General features: G+C 64.6%; 18 protein-coding genes. 10 read left to right on the top strand and 8 right to left on the bottom strand.

The features are described from left to right. Complete coding sequence (locus tag E4P29_RS09460; RefSeq protein WP_135044035.1) at nt 1-399, bottom strand: TOBE domain-containing protein; 399 nt, start codon at nt 397-399, stop codon at nt 1-3. Nucleotides 400-631: 232 nt separating this feature from the next. On the opposite strand from E4P29_RS09460, the gene E4P29_RS09465 reads away from it, so the two are divergent. From E4P29_RS09465 to truB, 3 genes are read left to right on the top strand one after another with little or no spacing between them, the layout of a single operon-like run. Next, complete coding sequence (locus E4P29_RS09465; RefSeq protein ID WP_135044037.1) at nt 632-1,555, top strand: metallophosphoesterase; 924 nt, start codon at nt 632-634, stop codon at nt 1,553-1,555. Then, nucleotides 1,552-2,217 carry a 4'-phosphopantetheinyl transferase Npt gene (npt, locus tag E4P29_RS09470; RefSeq protein ID WP_135044039.1) on the top strand — a complete coding sequence of 222 codons (666 nt, stop codon included), beginning with the start codon at nt 1,552-1,554 and terminating at the stop codon, nt 2,215-2,217. The genes E4P29_RS09465 and npt overlap by 4 nt, the downstream gene beginning before the upstream one ends. 35 nt (nt 2,218-2,252) lie before the next feature. Further along, entirely contained in the window at nt 2,253-3,185 is a 933-nt protein-coding gene (truB, locus tag E4P29_RS09475; protein WP_027496758.1) for a tRNA pseudouridine(55) synthase TruB, read from the top strand. Between the two features lie 43 nt (nt 3,186-3,228). Here the strand turns inward: truB and E4P29_RS09480 are convergent, their stop codons facing one another. From E4P29_RS09480 to E4P29_RS09495, 4 genes are read right to left on the bottom strand one after another with little or no spacing between them, the layout of a single operon-like run. After that, a complete protein-coding gene (locus tag E4P29_RS09480; protein ID WP_245154250.1) occupies nt 3,229-3,963 on the bottom strand; it encodes a metal-dependent transcriptional regulator in 735 nt (244 codons plus the stop codon). 19 nt (nt 3,964-3,982) lie between these two features. Further along, on the bottom strand, nt 3,983-4,855 hold the full coding sequence (locus E4P29_RS09485; RefSeq protein WP_135044043.1) for a metal ABC transporter permease: 873 nt from the start codon (nt 4,853-4,855) through the stop codon (nt 3,983-3,985). Nucleotides 4,856-4,858: 3 nt separating this feature from the next. Then, nucleotides 4,859-5,656, bottom strand: a complete 798-nt coding sequence (locus tag E4P29_RS09490; RefSeq protein WP_052053322.1) for a metal ABC transporter ATP-binding protein — start codon at nt 5,654-5,656, stop codon at nt 4,859-4,861. Beyond that, complete coding sequence (locus E4P29_RS09495) at nt 5,653-6,483, bottom strand: metal ABC transporter substrate-binding protein (RefSeq protein WP_245154251.1); 831 nt, start codon at nt 6,481-6,483, stop codon at nt 5,653-5,655. Before E4P29_RS09495 ends, E4P29_RS09490 begins: the two co-directional genes overlap by 4 nt. 235 nt (nt 6,484-6,718) lie before the next feature. On the opposite strand from E4P29_RS09495, the gene E4P29_RS09500 reads away from it, so the two are divergent. From E4P29_RS09500 to E4P29_RS09515, 4 genes are all read left to right on the top strand, one after another. Continuing rightward, a complete protein-coding gene (locus tag E4P29_RS09500; protein WP_027496763.1) occupies nt 6,719-7,687 on the top strand; it encodes a bifunctional riboflavin kinase/FAD synthetase in 969 nt (322 codons plus the stop codon). 136 nt (nt 7,688-7,823) lie between these two features. After that, complete coding sequence (gene rpsO / locus E4P29_RS09505; RefSeq protein WP_027496764.1) at nt 7,824-8,093, top strand: 30S ribosomal protein S15; 270 nt, start codon at nt 7,824-7,826, stop codon at nt 8,091-8,093. A 393-nt stretch (nt 8,094-8,486) separates the two neighbouring features. Next, the gene (locus E4P29_RS09510) at nt 8,487-10,748 is read left to right on the top strand and encodes a polyribonucleotide nucleotidyltransferase (protein ID WP_135044045.1); all 2,262 of its coding nucleotides are present in this window, start codon (nt 8,487-8,489) and stop codon (nt 10,746-10,748) included. 94 nt (nt 10,749-10,842) lie between these two features. Next, nucleotides 10,843-12,102 (top strand): pitrilysin family protein, encoded by a 1,260-nt coding sequence (locus E4P29_RS09515; RefSeq protein WP_135044047.1) that lies wholly within the window; start codon nt 10,843-10,845, stop codon nt 12,100-12,102. On the opposite strand, the gene E4P29_RS09520 is transcribed toward E4P29_RS09515, so the two are convergent. Beyond that, nucleotides 12,083-12,679: a TetR/AcrR family transcriptional regulator gene (locus E4P29_RS09520; RefSeq protein WP_135044049.1), complete on the bottom strand. Its 597-nt coding sequence runs from the start codon at nt 12,677-12,679 to the stop codon at nt 12,083-12,085. The two genes, E4P29_RS09515 and E4P29_RS09520, sit on opposite strands and share 20 nt — an antisense overlap. Before the next feature lie 29 nt (nt 12,680-12,708). On the opposite strand from E4P29_RS09520, the gene E4P29_RS09525 reads away from it, so the two are divergent. Further along, complete coding sequence (locus E4P29_RS09525; protein ID WP_135044051.1) at nt 12,709-13,383, top strand: lysophospholipid acyltransferase family protein; 675 nt, start codon at nt 12,709-12,711, stop codon at nt 13,381-13,383. A gap of 37 nt (nt 13,384-13,420) precedes the next feature. Here E4P29_RS09525 and E4P29_RS09530 read toward each other — a convergent pair whose 3' ends face one another. Both E4P29_RS09530 and E4P29_RS09535 read right to left on the bottom strand, forming a co-directional pair. Next, on the bottom strand, nt 13,421-14,164 hold the full coding sequence (locus tag E4P29_RS09530) for a polyprenol monophosphomannose synthase (protein WP_135044053.1): 744 nt from the start codon (nt 14,162-14,164) through the stop codon (nt 13,421-13,423). 85 nt (nt 14,165-14,249) lie between these two features. Further along, complete coding sequence (locus E4P29_RS09535; RefSeq protein ID WP_135044055.1) at nt 14,250-15,017, bottom strand: 2-phosphosulfolactate phosphatase; 768 nt, start codon at nt 15,015-15,017, stop codon at nt 14,250-14,252. Nucleotides 15,018-15,087: 70 nt separating this feature from the next. Here E4P29_RS09535 and E4P29_RS09540 point away from each other — a divergent pair, with 70 nt between their 5' ends. Both E4P29_RS09540 and E4P29_RS09545 read left to right on the top strand, forming a co-directional pair. Continuing rightward, nucleotides 15,088-15,522: a hypothetical protein gene (locus E4P29_RS09540; RefSeq protein WP_135044057.1), complete on the top strand. Its 435-nt coding sequence runs from the start codon at nt 15,088-15,090 to the stop codon at nt 15,520-15,522. A gap of 125 nt (nt 15,523-15,647) precedes the next feature. Continuing rightward, the gene (locus tag E4P29_RS09545) at nt 15,648-17,105 is read left to right on the top strand and encodes an amino acid permease (RefSeq protein WP_135044059.1); all 1,458 of its coding nucleotides are present in this window, start codon (nt 15,648-15,650) and stop codon (nt 17,103-17,105) included. The last annotated feature ends 1 nt before the right edge of the window (nt 17,106 follow it).

Consider the following 17,106-nt stretch of genomic DNA (forward strand, 5'->3'; position numbering starts at 1 on the left):
CTAGGGGGTTTCGACAATGACGGTCGTGGCCTTGACGACCGCGACGGTGATGGAGCCCGGTTCGAGCCCCAATTCCTGGACCGATCGCGTACTCATCAGGGACACGATGGTGAACGGCCCACACTGCATGCGGACCTCGCTCATGACCGCGTCGGAGACCACCTCGGTGACCAGCCCCACGAGTCGGTTCCGGGCAGAGCTTCCGCCCGATGCCACCTCGGGCGGGGGAGCGGCGTGCTCGCGGGCGTACTGCGCGAGAGCACGCGCGTCGACGACCTTGCGGCCCGTCTCGTCGTCGTGGGAGGGCAGGGCCCCGCTGTCCATCCACCGGCGGACGGTGTCGTCACTGACTCCGAGTAATGCGGCGGCGTCGCGCACCCGGATCGGCGGTGCCGTCATCGCACGATGCCCTGTCGTCCGTCTGTCCGCAAAAGCGTCATGGAAGGCACCATATACCCGAATCTGCGGTCGTGACTGCTGGGATCCTTTGTTCGCAGGCGTCCGGCGAACCGCAGCGGTTCACCCCGCGTGCACCGCTGCGGAATCTCCGGGGAGTATTGGAGGTTGATACGTTCTCGGGCGGTTGTGGCGATTCGACGTCGGCGGCCGAGTGCATCGGAAGGGATCATCAGTGGCAGCCAAGTTATGGGCAGTGAGCGACATTCATGTCGGACATCGAGGCAATCGACCTGTCACCGAGGACATCCATCCCGAGTCAGCCGAGGATTGGCTGATCGTCGCCGGAGACGTCTCGGAGAAGACCGACGACATCAAATGGGCGCTCGAGCTGCTGCGCAGCCGCTTCGCGAAGGTGATCTGGGTCCCGGGCAATCACGAGTTGTGGACGACGGTGAAGGACCCCGTTCAGATCCACGGAGCGGCTCGGTACGAGTACCTGGTCAATCTGTGCCGCGAGATCGACGTCGTCACTCCCGAGGACCCCTACCTGCTCTGGGAAGGCGAAGGTGGACCCGCGACGATAGTGCCGATGTTCCTGCTCTACGACTACACGTTCCTCCCGCAGGGTGCGCGGGACAAGGAGCACGGGCTGGCGATCGCGCGCGAGAAGAACGTCGTCGCCACCGACGAGTTCCTGTTGTCCTCGCAGCCGTATGCGACGCGCGATGCCTGGTGCCATGCCCGCATCGACGCCACCCGCGAGCGCCTCGACGCGCTGGACACCACGGTTCCCACTGTGTTGATCAACCACTTTCCGATGGTGCGTCAGCCGACCGAGGTGTTGTTCTACCCCGAGTTCGCCCTGTGGTGCGGGTCGACGCTGACGGCGGACTGGCACACCAGGTACAACGCGATCTGCTCGGTGTACGGACACCTGCACATCCCGCGGACCACCTACTACGACGGCGTCCGCTTCGAGGAGGTCTCGGTGGGCTACCCGCGTGAATGGCAGCGCCGTGGACTGCCGAACAATGTTCTGCGCCAGATTCTTCCGGTTCCCGAGTATCCCCCGGGCACCTTGAACAAATGGGGCGGACACTTCACGGTGACGCCCGAGATGGAGGCAGAGGTCGAGAAGATGAGGGCAGGCCAGTGATCGAATCGATTCTCCCCAATGGGGTCGTCTCGGCCGAATTGTTCACCGATCCACCAGGATTGATGCCGCACCCACTCGAAGCGCCGCTGGTTGCCAAGGCGGTGGACAAGCGCAAGCGTGAGTTCACCTCGGCTCGACACTGCGCGCGGGTGGCGATGCAGAAGCTCGGTGTGGAGCCCGCGCCGATCATGCGCGGCACCTCCGGCGCACCGCAGTGGCCGAAGGGAGTGGTGGGGTCGTTGACGCACTGCGACGGTTACCGCGGTGCCGTTCTGGGCTACGCCATGCAGGTTCGCTCGGTGGGAATCGATGCCGAGCCGCACGGACCTCTCCCTGACGGCGTGCTCGACGCGGTCAGCCTCGAGGCCGAGCGCGAGTGGCTCTCGGCCGCGGGCCGAGAAGACGTCCACTGGGATCGAGTGTTGTTCTGCGCCAAGGAGGCTACGTACAAGGCCTGGGAGCCGCTGACCGGTCGCTGGCTGGGGTTCGAGGACGCGCACATCACGTTCGAGCGCACCGGCACCGGCGACGACATCTCGGGAACGTTTCGATCCGAACTGCTGGTCCCGGGCGACACCGTATCCGGACCTCCGCTGACGGCTTTCGACGGTCGATGGATGGTGTCCGACGGTTTGGTGATGACGGCGATCTCGGTGATGTGAAGACCGGCTCGTTGCGCCTGGCACAATGCACTCTCGTGAGTGCTCGCGGAAAGATCTCGTCCGGTCTCGTCGGTGCCGGTGTGTTGGTGGTCGACAAGGGGCCGGGCGTCACCAGTCACGACGTCGTCGCGTCGTGCCGAAAGTTGTTGCAGACCAGAAAGGTCGGTCATGCGGGGACGTTGGACCCCATGGCGACCGGGGTGCTGGTTCTGGGCGTAGAACGGGCGACCAAGATGCTCGGACTGCTGACGTTGACGACCAAGTCGTACACCGCCACCGTGCGACTGGGGCGCAGTACGACGACAGATGACGCCGAGGGTGAGGTGCTCGCCGACGTCCCGGCCACGAATGTCTCGGACTCGGATATCGCGGCCGGGGTTGCTGCCCTCACCGGCGACATCGAGCAGGTTCCGGCCAGTGTCAGTGCCATCAAGGTCGACGGCCAGCGAGCACACAAGCTCTCGCGCGCCGGTGAGGAGTTCACCCTCGCCGCTCGCAAGGTCACTGTCACTCGCTTCGACGTGACGGCTCGCCGCGATGTCGTCGATTCCGATGGCCGGTTCGTCGACCTCGATGTCGAGGTGGACTGCACGTCGGGGACGTACGTGCGCGCGCTCGCGCGGGATCTCGGCGCAGCTCTGGGCGTCGGCGGTCACCTGACGGTTCTGCGCCGCACCCGAGTCGGGCCGTTCACGCTCGACCACGCCGTGACACTCGAGGAATTGGCCGAGAATCCCGCTGTCGGCCTCGATATAGACGAGGCCGCGCGTACCGCATTTCCGCACCGACAGATCGATGCGGCCGAAGCGGAGTCGCTCAGCCAGGGACGCTGGCTCGATCCCGTCGGAATCGAGGGGGTCTACGCGGCTGTCGATCCCACCGGGCACACCATCGCGTTGCTGCAGGAAAAGGGCAAGCGGGCGAGCTCGGTGATGGTGGTGCGGCCGGCAACACTGCGCGGGTACTGATTTCCCGTTCGGATCGGCCCTGCGACCGAGGGGACTGCACCGCTCAGGTGGCCGAAACCATCCAGATCGCTTCGGCGGCGCGGTGACCGAGATCGATGGACTCCGTGCTGCCCCGTCGGGCGAGTTCGATCGCCACCGTGCCGGCGTAGTCGCGTCGTTCGACCACGGTGATCGGTAGATCGAGCTCGATGCCGACCGAATCGAAGTACCGGAGCATTGCGGGGTCGGAATCGGAGATGCGAGCCACTCGTCCGGACTGCCCGTCGAGGTACTCGCTCAGTCTGGTTGCGGACGGCGTGTCGATCGATCCGTTGGCCGACGGAATCGGGTCCCCGTGTGGATCTCGTTCGGGGTGGCCGAGTTTGGCGTCTATCCGATCCATCATCAGATCGGATACCGCATGTTCGAGGATTTCTGCCTCGTCGTGGACCTCGTCCCAGCCGTACCCGAGTTCGCGAACGAGGTACGTCTCGATGAGGCGGTGTCGACGGACCATGCCGATGGCCGCCAGTCGGCCCTTCTCGGTGAGTGAGATGGCACCGTACCGGGCGTGGTCCACCATGCCCTGATCGGCGAGTTTGCGAATCGCCTCGGACACCGTGGATGCGGACACGCCGATTCGTTCGGAGAGCATCTTGGTGCTGACGGAGTCTTCACTCCATTCGCTGGCCGTCCAGATGACCTTGAGGTAGTCCTGCGCAACTGCGGACAGCTGGACGCCCTCGTCGGCTGGAGCTGGATCGTCTTTTCGTTGCGCCACGTCGCCGAGCTTAGGCAATCCAATGGAAAAAGACATCTCACCCGGCCGGAGCCACCGTCACCTGTGCTCGGCGGCGCAGAGTGCGCGTGACGATGCCTTGCGCCGGGCTGAACAGGTACGCCAGCACGAACACCAGACCTTGGGCCAGCACCACGCTGCCACCCGAGGAGACGTCGAGATAGAAGCTGGCGTAGATGCCGACCAGCGCGCAGCCCACGGAGATGGCGGGGGCAATCACCAGCATGCGGCCGAAGCTGTGGGTGAGGAGGTATGCGGTTGCGCCCGGTGTGATCAGCATGGCGACGACCAGGATGACACCGACGGCCTGTAGCGCCACGACGGTTGTCAGCGCGAGCAGCGTCAACATCGCGGCCGAGATCACGCTCGGATTGATGCCGACCGCGCGAGCCTGCGTCCGGTCGAAAGCGAACAGAGTGAAATCGCGACGCTTGATCACCATGACGGCCAACGCCAGGCCGCCGAGTACGAACACCTGGATCATGTCCGACTGCGACACCCCGAGCAGGTTTCCGAACAAGATGTGGTTGAGGTCGATCTGGCTCGGAAACTTGGAGATCAGGACGACGCCGAGGGCGAACAACGTGGTGAACACGACGCCGATCGCAGCGTCCTCCTTGACGATGGTGGTGTTGCGAACCACCCCGATGGCACCGACCGCGATGAGTGCGAACAGCAGGGCACCGATGGCGAACGGCGCACCCAGCAGATAGGACAGGGCGACGCCGGGCAGTACCGCGTGCGATACGGCGTCCCCCATCAGTGACCATCCGATGAGTACGAGCCAGCAGCTCAACACCGCGCAGACGATAGAGGCGGTGACGGTCACCAACAGCGCACGCTGCATGAAGGTGTATTCGAGAGGGTTGACGACGAAGTCGATCAGGTACACGGTTCAGCTCACTTCCGAAGTTGGAGAGCTCGCGCCCAGTTCGTCGATCTTCGACGGGTCCATGCCGAAGGCCAGTGCCAGGTTCTCCGGGCGCAGTACCTCAGCGGGACTGCCGTGCATCAGGACCCGCTGCTGCAGCAGGATCGCTTCGTCGCACAGTTCCGGAAGGGCGTGCAGATCGTGGGTGGACACCAGGACGGACGCACCCTGAGCGGCCAGTTCTCGGAGGAGTCGCGTGATCGTCGCCTCGGTCTTCTTGTCCACTCCTGCGAACGGCTCGTCGAGGAGCAACAAGGAAGCTTCCTGAGCGATGGCGCGGGCCACGAATGCCCGTTTGCGTTGTCCGCCGGAGAGTTGCCCGATCTGTCGATCGGCGAGCTCGGTGAGATCGACCCGTCTCAGGGCCGCGTCCACCGCAGCTCTGTCTGCCGCACGAGGTGTTCGGAGAAAGTTCTGTTTGCCGTAACGGCCCATCATCACCACGTCCCGGACGCTGATGGGGAATGTCCAGTCGACCGATTCGGCCTGGGGCACGTAGCTGACCGTCCCGGCTTTGCGGGCCCGAGCGGGGTCGCCCCCGAAGACCGTGATCGAACCGGCATCGGTCTTGACGACGCCCATGATCGCCTTGAACAGCGTCGACTTACCCGATCCGTTCATTCCGACCAGGCCGCAGACGCGTCCGGGTGCGAGGGTCAGGCTCGCGCCGACCAGTGCCACGACGTCTCGGTACCGAACGTCGACAGCGTCGACGGTCAGCGCGGCGCCGTCCCGGTTCGCACCCGAGATGTGCCGGGTCATCGCGTGCCCACCAACGCGTCGGCGATCAGCCGCGCGTCGTAACGCAGCAGATCGAGGTAGGTGGGCACGGGTCCGTCGGCGGCGCTGAGGGAGTCGACGTACAGCTTTCCGCCGAAGCGGGCTCCGGTGTCTTCGGCGACCTGGAGCTGGGCCTTGTCCGAGACCGTCGACTCGCAGAAGACGGCAGGCACGTCGTTGTCACGAACGAAATCGATGGTGCGGACCACTTGTTTGGGTGTCCCTTCCTGTTCGGCATTGACCGGCCACAGATACGCCTCCTGCAGGTCGAAGTCGCGGGCCAGATAGCCGAACGCGCCCTCACACGTCACCAGTGCACGTTGCTGCGCCGGAAGTTGGGCCAGATCGGATTCCAGTTCGTCGCCGACCGACCGCAGCTTCGTGATGTATGCGGCGGCGTTGGCGCGGTAGTCCTCGGCATGAGCACCGTCGAGCGTCACGAACGCGTCGGCGATATTGGTGATGTAGGTCTCCGCCACGACCGGCGACATCCACGCATGTGGATTGGCCTTGCCCGCATACGCGTCGTCGCGGATGTAGACGGGTTCCACGTGTGCGCTGACGACCGCGTGCGGCGCGGGCACCCGCTCGACGAACTTCTCGAACCACGACTCGAGGCCGAGCCCGTTGTCCAGGATCAGATCGGCACCTTCGGCAGTGCGTAGGTCGCCCGGTGTGGGCTCGTATCCGTGAATCTCGGCCCCGGCCTTGGTGATCGACTCCACGCGGAGATGGTCGCCCGCGACGTTGGCGGCCATGTCGGCCAGCACCGTGAACGTCGTCAGCACCAACGGTCTGCCGTCGTCGATCGACGTCGGCTCGTCGTCGTCGACGGTCCGAGCGCATCCGGTCGACGTGGCGACCAGCAGTCCCGCCACGGCCCAGCTCGCAACGATTCGACCCGCGCGAGATCCGCGGGAGCGAAGAAATAAGTTAGGCACACCGAAATATTTACCGTGGGGACACCCTTTTGTCCATACCTGCCCCACCCGACACGCCTGGCCGAGGATGACCGAGCGGCCGCCGGGCCGTAGGCTTCGCGGTGTGCAGAGATGGCGAGGTCTCGACGATGTACCTGCCGACTGGGGCCGATGTGTGCTCACGATCGGTGTGTTCGACGGCGTTCACCGCGGACATGCGCAGTTGATCGGTAGAGCAGTGGCCGCAGCTCGGGAACGCGGCGTACCCAGTGTGCTCATGACGTTCGACCCCCACCCGATGGAAGTGGTCCGTCCGGGTAGTCACCCCGCGCAGTTGACGACGTTGACCCGGCGTGCCGAACTGGCCGAGGAACTGGGCATCGACGTGTTCTGCGTCATGCCGTTCACGCCCGAACTGATGAAACTCACTCCCGAGCGATACGTGCACGAGATCCTGATCGAACGCCTGCACGTTGCAGAAGTGGTCGTCGGCGAGAACTTCACCTACGGGAAGAAGGCGCTCGGGACGGTGCCGATGCTGCGCAAGATCGGCGAACGGTCCGGATTCGCAGTCGACGGAGTCAACCTGCTCGCCGAGCATGCCGTGACGTTCTCCTCGACGTACATCAGGTCGTGCGTGGACGCCGGGGACGTCGCGGCAGCAGCTGCAGCGCTCGGTCGCCCCCATCGCGTCGAGGGGGTCGTCGTGCACGGCGACGGGCGCGGCCGTCAAATGGGCTATCCCACAGCCAATGTGGCTCCGCCGATGTACTCGGCCATACCGGCGGACGGGGTCTATGCCGCCTGGTTCACCGTGCTCGGTCCGGGTCCGATCATGGGGACGGTCACTCCGGGGGAGAGGCACCCGGCGGCGGTGTCGGTGGGCACGAATCCCACGTTCTCGGGACGCACCAGGACCGTCGAGGCGTTCGTGCTCGACGGTGAAGGAGACCTCTACGGGCAGCACGTGGCAGTCGATTTCGTCGAGCGACTGCGCGGAATGGAGAAGTTCGATTCCATGGAAGCTCTCGTGGAGGAGATGGGCCGGGACGCCGACCGGGCCCGCTCGATCCTGGCCGCCAGCGCAGCCTGATAGGCTGACTCCTCGGTGTTCGCTGCGGTCCGCGGCGGCTGCACCGGCTTCGATACCGCCCGGACGTGCACGCATCGTCCACGGCGGGGCCCGTTGCTTCCTTTCACGCGGACGTCATTGATCAGGAGTAGTACCAGTGGCATTGACCACCGAACAGAAGAAGGCCGTTCTCGGCGAGTACGGCTTGCACCCCACCGACACGGGTTCGCCCGAGGCGCAGGTTGCAATGCTCACCAAGCGCATCGTCGACTTGACCGAGCACCTCAAGATGCACAAGCACGATCACCACTCCCGCCGCGGCCTGTTGCTGCTGGTCGGACGTCGTCGTCGTCTGCTCAAGTACATCGCGAAGGTAGACGTCACTCGCTACCGTTCGCTCATCGAGCGTCTGGGTCTGCGTCGATAATTTCGATCGACGCGAGGATGTTGCCGATGCACGGTTCGACGCGCCGGTGTACACCCGACTCGCAGCAATAGTGCAGTAGCCAACGAGGCAGTGCTTAGACTGTTCCTCGTTGGCTTTCTGTGTTTGTACCGCAACATCAGAATTGTCAGCACGACCAGCGGATACACGGTATCCGCACACCGCCGTGTATGCCTGTCACGCCGTGGTGTCGGTCTTCGGTAGTGGCTTTTCGGATACGAGATCCGGAGGGCTTCGATCGATGGCCGCCTCCGCGCAGCCGCGTCCCGAGACGAACTCTCGGAGATGGACGGCACAGGTATGCCGCCACAGCCAGGAGGGCTGGTGGTGTGTCCACGCGGGCACGGCAAAGACGAGAGGACGAGAACAGAACACATGTCGGACACCACAACATTGGACGCCGAAGAAGGCGTCTACGAAGCAACAGCGATCATCGACAACGGCTCTTTCGGTAAGCGGAGCATCCGCTTCGAGACGGGTCGCCTCGCGCAGCAGGCCGCAGGCGCAGTCGCCGCGTACCTCGACGAGGACACCATGCTGCTGTCGGCCACGACAGCAGGTAAGCACCCCCGTGAGGGATTCGATTTCTTCCCCCTGACGGTCGACGTCGAAGAGCGCATGTACGCCGCGGGCCGCATCCCCGGATCGTTCTTCCGTCGTGAGGGACGCCCGTCCACCGACGCGATCCTGACCTGCCGCCTGATCGACCGGCCGCTGCGCCCCACCTTCGTCGACGGCCTGCGCAACGAGATCCAGGTCGTCATCACGGTCCTGAGCCTCAACCCCGCCGACCTCTACGACGTCGTCGCGATCAACGCCGCGTCGGCATCGACCCAAATCGCCGGCCTGCCGTTCTCCGGTCCGATCGGCGGCGTCCGCGTCGCGCTGATCGACAAGCAGTGGGTTGCGTTCCCGACCAACGAGCAGCTCGAGAAGGCCGTGTTCAACATGGTCGTCGCGGGCCGCATCGTCTCCGGCTCCGGTGCCGACGCAGACGTCGCGATCATGATGGTCGAGGCCGAGGCCACCGAGAACGTCATCGAGCTCATCGAGGGTGGCGCTACCGCACCCAACGAGGCGGTTGTCGCCGAGGGCCTCGAGGCCTCGAAGCCCTTCATCGCAGCCCTGTGCACCGCGCAGCAGGAGCTCGCGTCCAAGGCCGCCAAGCCGACCGGCGACTACCCGGTCTTCCCGGCGTACCAGTCGGACGTCTTCGAAGCCGTCGAGAACGCCGCGAAGATCCCGCTGAACGAGGCACTGACCATTGCCGGCAAGGCCGAGCGCGAGAGCAAGCTCGACGAGGTCAAGGCTCAGGTCCTCACGTCGGTCGGAGACAGCTTCGCCGGCCGCGAGAAGGAGATCGGTGCCGCGTTCCGCGCACTGACCAAGAAGTCGGTTCGCCAGCGCATCCTCACCGATCACTTCCGTATCGACGGCCGCGGCATCACCGACATCCGGTCGCTGTCCGCCGAGGTCGCGATCATCCCGCGTACCCACGGATCGGCCCTGTTCGAGCGCGGAGAGACCCAGATCCTGGGCGTCACCACCCTCGACATGGTCAAGATGGCGCAGCAGGTCGATTCGCTGGGGCCCGAGACGTCCAAGCGCTACATGCACCATTACAACTTCCCGCCGTACTCCACCGGTGAGACGGGCCGCGTCGGTTCGCCGAAGCGTCGCGAAATCGGCCACGGAGCGCTCGCCGAGCGTGCTCTCCTGCCGGTGTTGCCCAGCCAGGCAGAGTTTCCGTACGCCATCCGCCAGGTCTCCGAGGCATTGAGCTCCAACGGCTCGACCTCGATGGGCTCGGTCTGCGCATCTACTCTGTCGCTGCTCAATGCCGGTGTGCCACTGCGTGCCCCGGTTGCCGGTATCGCCATGGGCCTCGTGTCCGACGAGGTCGACGGCGAGACTCGCTACGTCGCCCTCACCGACATCCTCGGTGCCGAGGACGCGTTCGGCGACATGGACTTCAAGGTCGCCGGAACCAAGGACTTCGTCACCGCCCTGCAGCTCGACACCAAGCTCGACGGCATCCCCTCCAAGGTGCTCGCCGGCGCGCTGTCGCAGGCCAAGAATGCTCGCACGACGATCCTCGAGGTCATGGCCGAGGCCATCGACACCCCGGACGAGATGAGCCCGTACGCACCTCGCGTCACCGCGATCAAGGTGCCGGTCGACAAGATCGGCGAGGTCATCGGGCCCAAGGGCAAGATGATCAACTCCATCACCGAGCAGACCGGTGCCAACATCTCGATCGAAGATGACGGCACTGTCTACGTCGGTGCAGCGGACGGCCCGTCCGCACAGGCCGCGATCGACATGATCAACGCCATCGCCAACCCGCAGCTGCCGAAGGTCGGCGAGCGATTCCTCGGAACCGTCGTCAAGACAACGGCTTTCGGTGCATTCGTCTCGCTGCTCCCGGGCCGCGACGGACTGGTGCACATCTCGAAGCTCGGTAACGGCAAGCGCATCAACAAGGTCGAGGACGTCGTGAGCGTCGGATCGAAGTTGCGCGTCGAGATCGCCGATATCGACAATCGCGGCAAGATCAGCCTCGTTCCCGTCGAAGACGACAACGCGGCTGCTCCCGCCGACGCTCCCGAGGCACCCGCCGAGGTCAGCGCTGAGTAAGAAGCAAGCGAGTCGAACGGTACGTCCCCTCGGGACGTACCGTTCGGCCGTTCCAGAGACCACCGGCACCGATACGGGCGTTCGACGCACGACTCTGCCCGGCGGGCTTCGGGTCGTCACCGAGTTCGTTCCCGGCGTTCGCTCGGCCTCGGTGGGTGTGTGGGTCGGTGTCGGCTCGCGCGACGAGCAACCCAGCGTGGCCGGTGCCGCGCACTTCCTCGAACATCTGCTGTTCAAGTCGACTCCGACGCGCAGTGCGCTCGAGATCGCCCAGGTGATGGACGGTGTCGGGGGAGAGCTGAACGCGTTCACCTCCAAGGAGAGCACCTGCTTCTACGCGCACGTGCTCGACGAGGACGTCGCGCTCGCGATCGATCTCGTCAGCGATGTGGTGCTTCGCGGTCGGTGCCGGTCGGCAGACGTGGACGTCGAGCGGCAGGTCGTACTCGAAGAGATCTCCATGCGCGACGACGATCCCGAGGATCTCCTGGGAGATGCCTTCCTGGAAGCGATGTTCGGTGATCATCCGATCGGGCGTCCGATCATCGGATCTGTCGAATCCATCGAATCGATGACCCGTTCCCAACTGCACTCGTTCCATGTTCGCCGCTATACGCCGCAACGGATGGTCGTCGCAGTCGCAGGCAACGTCGATCACAAGCAGATCGTGTCGTTGGTACGTCGCGCCTTCGCGGGTCATCTGGAAAAGGGCCTGCGGCCGGCCGAAAGGCGGAGCGGCACAGCACGTTTACGAGAGAATCCGACACTGAGCCTGACCACCCGGGACAGCGAACAGGCACATCTGTGCCTGGGCGTACGGGCGTTCGGACGTCACGAAGGACATCGCTGGGCTCTGTCGGTGCTCAATTCGGCTGTCGGCGGTGGGCTCAGTTCTCGCCTGTTCCAGGAGATCAGGGAAGAACGCGGACTGGCTTACTCGGTGTACTCGTCGGTGGATACGTTCGCCGACAGCGGTGCGTTCTCGGTGTATGCCGGATGTCAGCCGGAGAACCTGGGCGAGGTCACCACGGTGATTCGCGAGGTGCTCGCCAAGGTTGCGGCCGAGGGCATCACCGATGCCGAATGCGCTCGCGCCAAGGGCTCGTTACGCGGCGGATTGGTGCTGGGACTGGAGGATTCGGGTTCTCGGATGAACCGTATCGGTCGCAGCGAACTGAACTACGGCAATCACCGAGACATCACCGACACCCTGGCGCGTATCGATCGTGTCGGGAACGACGAGGTGCGTGAGGTCGCGGCGGTGTTGCTCGATCGGCCCTTCGGTGCCGCCGTGGTCGGGCCGTACAAGTCGGTCCGGCAGTTGCCCGCGTCGGTCAAGTCTCTGATTCGCTGACGTTCCCGATCGCGTCGCGCACTGCGCGGCGGATCAGGGACGTCACCATCGGCGTGCCGCCTATGGGCTCGAGCGCCCGCGTGGAGTGCAGCGCCGCGATCCCGTGCACGGAGGTCCACAGTCGCAGGGCTACGAACTGTGGATTCTCCGGAACGACCGCACCGACCGTCTCGATCAACGTATCGAACAGCGGGCGTGAGGTGTCGCCGAGCTTCTCGCCGGAACCCCCGAGCAGGTCGTGCCGAAAAATCAGCGCGAACATCGCCGGTCGCTCCACCGCGAACTGTACGTAGGCCTCGGCAACAGCGTCGAGAGCAGTCAGGGGTGAATCCGACTGCCGAGCTGCCGATGTCGCTCGTTCACCGAGATCGACGAGCCCGACCCTGGCCACGGCTGCGGCGAGAGCATTCAGCGTCGGGAAGTATCGCCGTGGGGCACCGTGCGACACCCCCGCCTCTCGGGTCACCGCTCTGATGGTCAGCCCGTCCTGCCCGTCACGGTCGAGCAATCGCACGCCTGCGTCCACCAATCGAGTCCTGAGGTTGTCCGCCACGTAGACATTGTCTACTCTCGGCATCGACGTTGTCCAGCCGAAGGGGTCGAACCATGTGGTACCTGTTGTTCAAATACGTGCTCATCGGGCCGATTCTTCGCGTTCTCGGACGCCCATCGGTGGTCGGCCTGGACAATCTTCCGACGTCCGGTCCGGTCATCGTCGCCGGAAATCACCTGACCGTCGTCGATTCCTTTTTTCTCGTTCTTCTGGTTCGACGTCGGGTCACGTTCATCGCGAAGAGCGAGTACTTCACCGGTAGAGGTGTCAAGGGGGCGGCGCTCCGGTGGTTCTATTCCGCGACTGGCCAGGTCCCTGTCGATCGACGCGGCTCCGCCGCCTCGGAACCGGCGCTCGAAGCCGCGAAAAGTGTTCTGCGACAGGGTGACATCTGGGCGGTCTATCCGGAAGGTACTCGGTCACCCGACGGCAGACTGTACAAGGGCAAAACCGGCATGGCGCGGGTCGCGATAGAGACCGGTGCTCCCGTCGTGCCGGTGGTCGTCCACGGAACGCTCGGGTTCAATCCTGTGGGTTCGCGGATGTGGAGACCGGCGAAGGTGCGTCTGGTCGTCGGCGAACCGATGGACTTCTCCAGATACGCCGGGGGCCAATCCAATCGGGTCATCATCCGTGCTGTCACGGATCAGGTCATGGCATCGCTGGCCGACCTGTCGGGTCAGGAATACGTCGATGTGTACGCCGCCGACGTCAAGGCGGCGTCATGAGCACCGTGGGCCGATGTCGAGATGTGGTGTGGTGTGTTCAGAGCTTCTTCTTGCCCAGCAACAACTTCCACGGAACCAGAGCCGACTCGAGCTGAACGGCGAGGCTCATCTTCGACTCGCCTTCGCTGCGCTCCTCGAACGTGATGGGGACTTCGGCGAGAGTGAGCCCGTGCTTGACGGTGCGGTAGTTCATCTCGACCTGGAATGCGTACCCGTTGCTCTCCACCGACGCAACGTCGATCGTGCGGAGCGTGCGGGCATGCCATGCCTTGAAGCCGGCGGTGGCGTCCTTGACTCCGAGACGGAGAATTGTGTTCACGTAGAAGTTGGCCCACGCCGACAGCGCCTTGCGGTGCCACGGCCAGTCCGCGGCGACCGAACCGCCGGGGACGTAGCGCGAACCGAGCACGACCGCGGCGTCGGTGTTCCGCAGCTTGTCGATCATCGCCGGAATCACCTCGGTAGGGTGCGACAGATCGGCGTCCATCTGGATCACGATGTCGGCTCCCTCGTCGAGGGCCCGTGTCATGCCGGCCACGTATGCGCGGCCCAGACCGTTCTTCTCGGTGCGGTGCAGAACGGAGACCTCGAGGGGGCCGTCGATGGCGAGTTTGTCGGCGATGTCGCCGGTTCCGTCGGGGGAATTGTCGTCGACCACCAGGACACCGAGCCCCTCGACCTTCAGTCCGGCCAGCAGCTCGACCAGCTTGGGGAGGTTCTCTCGTTCGTTGTACGTCGGTACAACGACGGTGGTCTTCGGGGCGACTCGTTCCGTACTCACCACCGTATGATCCGTGATTCCGTGTTCCGATCAAAATTTCGGACACGATCGGCCGCGTCGGTGCGGCTTTTCCGGCCGGGTGTGGCTATGGGCGTCGGTGCTCGACGAAGGTGTCCCCGCGCAGTATCGGCACGCAGGAACTCGAGCCGACCTCGGCCGCGATGTCGACGTCCTCGGGGTGGCCCAACGCGATGAGCTCCCGCCCCGAACCGCATCGCCGCAGCTCGGTAGCTATATCCGCCCGGGCCGAGTGCCATGCGGCCGCGGCGACCACCGCCTCGGGGGACGGATCGAAGAGGCCGGACTCCAGGAGCGGTGCCAGTACGGCTCCGGCTCCCCACAGGTCCTCCACTGCGGGCCGCAACGACGAATCGGGCCATCTCTCACCGGCGGCTATGACGGCAATCACGCTGTGGGGGTGCTCGTCGACGACCCACTGCCCGATCGCGGCGGCGTTGCGGAGCGATGCGCCCACGCACGTGTCTACCCGGGCGGCGAGCGCGTGGGCGATGGTGGAACCGTTCGGCGACGGCAACACGAGTCGTCTCGGTGGCGGTGCGGCGGCGCGCACGGTGGCAGGGCACAAGCTGACGTCGCCCGGCGTGGCAACCGAACGGCCGACTGCGAGAACTGCGTCGTGTTGCTCGGCCAGGTGGGTGGCTCGGTCGTCGCGCCATCGGCTGGGTACGACATCGATTCCGGCGTCCATGGCCACCGTCAGGGTGGTCGTGAACGACAGGACGTCCACGACGACGGCGATATCGGCACCGGCGACCACAGCGTCGATCGCGGACAGACCCCACTCGAAGCGCAATGCGCAGTCGTTCTGAGTGTGAGCGGAGTCGATCGGCATTGCGGAACCGTAACCAACATTGCCTCCGGTGCTACGTTCGGCCCGGAGAGCGGAACCTGGGGAGGCGCGGATGCAGTTGGAGATCGATACGAAAGTGATCGTGCTCGCGTCGGGTGTGTTGCTGATGTGGGCGTTGGCGCTCGGAGTGCTCAAATACCACCAGATGTCCACGTCGAGCGACGGAACCGCGCACCGATACGTCGACATTGCGCATCGGGCAGCGTTGATGTATTCCTTCGCTGCGCTCGTCCTGGCGGCTCTCGCGCAGTACAGCGCATGGCCGACGGCGGTCGACCTGACCGCAGCGGTGGTGGTGTTGGTGTTCTTCGTTGCCGCGATCGCCGGCTACACCGTGCACGGGATCCGGCGAGACACCGAGAATCAGTTCGTCCATCCCGTTCCGGGGACTCACCTGTTCATGCTCGCTCTGATCGTCGGCGAGATCGGCGGGACCGCAGTACTGCTGGCCGGATTCGTCACCGAACAGTTTTTGGGACGGAACTAGTGTCGCTCGGTCCCGAGGGCGGTTGCGACGCAATCGTTTCCGATTTGTCCGGATAACCGACAACCGCGAAAACAAACACCATCTTTCCTCCGGCGCGGGATGAGTGGATGGCTTAGCGTCGGGAAATGGGAATGTTTCGCACGAAGTCCGTAGACGAGATCGAGAGCGACGTCGACGACGAGGGGTCCGGCAGTCTGCGCAAGCAGCTCGGGTTACGCGATCTGGTCGGTTTCGGAGTCGGCATCGTCATCGGAACGGGCATATTCACGCTCACCGGTGTGCAGGCCAAAGAAAATGCCGGTCCGGCGGTCGTGATCTCCTTCGTCATCGCCGGTGTCGTGAGTTTGCTTGCCGCGCTGTGTTATGCGGAACTTGCATCGGCCGTGCCGACGGCGGGCAGTGCCTACACGTACGCGTACGCCACCCTGGGGGAGCTGTTCGCGTGGATCATCGGATGGGATTTGATCCTCGAATTCGCCTTGGGTGCTGCCGTTGTCGCTCGAAGCTGGTCCGGCTACCTCGCGGATCTTTTTTCTCTGCCACCCAGCTTGTTCACGGAGGAGGCGCCGGTGAACGTGGGGGCTGTTGCCATCGTCGCGCTGCTGGGCGTCATTGCCGCTGTGGGAGTCAAGGAGTCGGCGCGAGTGACCAACGTGCTGGTCCTGATCAAGGTCGCCATCTCGGTGTTCATCGTGATCGCCGGCCTGTTCTTCGTCCAGAAGTCGAACCTGGTTCCGTTCGTGCCCGAGTCCGTGCCCGCCGAGGCCGGTGGCTCGACGCTCGATCAGCCCCTGATGCAGGCCGTGGCCGGAATTGCACCCTCGGCGTTCGGATTTGCCGGCGTCGTCACCGCTGCAGCGGTCGTGTTCTTCGCCTACACAGGATTCGAGGCCGTTGCCAATCTCAGTGAGGAAGCCGAGCGGCCCGCCCACGATCTGCCTCGTGCACTGATCGGCACGCTCGTGGCATGCACCTTGCTGTACATGATGGTCGCGTTCGTCGTGACCGGCATGGTGAAATACACCGAGCTCGACGACAGCGCACCCATTGCCAAGGCGTTCGACTCTGTGGGTGCAGGCTGGGCGGGTGTTCTGGTCTCGATAGCGGCCGTCGCGGGTCTGACGTCGGTCATTCTGGTCGAGTTGGTGACCATCAGCCGAATCGGCTTCGCGATGGGCCGAGACGGTTTGCTGCCCAAGTCGGTTGCGAAGGTGTCTCCCCGTTTCGGGACTCCGACCCGGTTGACCGTCGGCGTCGTGGTGTTCGTGGCGTTGCTGGGGGCACTGGTACCGCTGAAGGAGCTGGCCGAGATGGTCAGCATCGGAGCCCTCTTCGCGTTTTTGCTGGTCTCGGCTGCAGTGCCGATCCTGCGTCGGACCAAGCCGGATCTCGAGCGGCCCTTTAGGGTTCCGCTCTCTCCCGTCGTGCCGGTTCTGTCCGGGCTCTCGTGCGTCTACCTGATGGCCAACCTGGTGGTGGAGACGTGGATTCGGTTCCTGGTCTGGTTGGCCCTCGGTCTGTTGATCTACTTCGCCTACGGGCGCCGCAATGCGAGGTTGGCGACCGAGGTGGTCGACAGATAGA

The sequence above is a fragment of the Rhodococcus sp. 1R11 genome (genome assembly GCF_004563845.1).
Taxonomy (GTDB): domain Bacteria; phylum Actinomycetota; class Actinomycetes; order Mycobacteriales; family Mycobacteriaceae; genus Rhodococcoides.

What these genes read in the sequence shown, in the direction of transcription:
- E4P29_RS09510 (WP_135044045.1), top strand. Translation starts at nt 8,487, where the DNA reads ATGTCGGACACCACAACATTGGACGCCGAAGAAGGCGTCTACGAAGCA.
- E4P29_RS09545 (WP_135044059.1), top strand. Translation starts at nt 15,648, where the DNA reads ATGGGAATGTTTCGCACGAAGTCCGTAGACGAGATCGAGAGCGACGTC.
- E4P29_RS09525 (WP_135044051.1), top strand. Translation starts at nt 12,709, where the DNA reads ATGTGGTACCTGTTGTTCAAATACGTGCTCATCGGGCCGATTCTTCGC.
- E4P29_RS09520 (WP_135044049.1), bottom strand. Translation starts at nt 12,679, where the DNA reads ATGCCGAGAGTAGACAATGTCTACGTGGCGGACAACCTCAGGACTCGA.
- E4P29_RS09460 (WP_135044035.1), bottom strand. Translation starts at nt 399, where the DNA reads ATGACGGCACCGCCGATCCGGGTGCGCGACGCCGCCGCATTACTCGGA.
- E4P29_RS09490 (WP_052053322.1), bottom strand. Translation starts at nt 5,656, where the DNA reads ATGACCCGGCACATCTCGGGTGCGAACCGGGACGGCGCCGCGCTGACC.
- E4P29_RS09540 (WP_135044057.1), top strand. Translation starts at nt 15,088, where the DNA reads ATGCAGTTGGAGATCGATACGAAAGTGATCGTGCTCGCGTCGGGTGTG.
- E4P29_RS09535 (WP_135044055.1), bottom strand. Translation starts at nt 15,017, where the DNA reads ATGCCGATCGACTCCGCTCACACTCAGAACGACTGCGCATTGCGCTTC.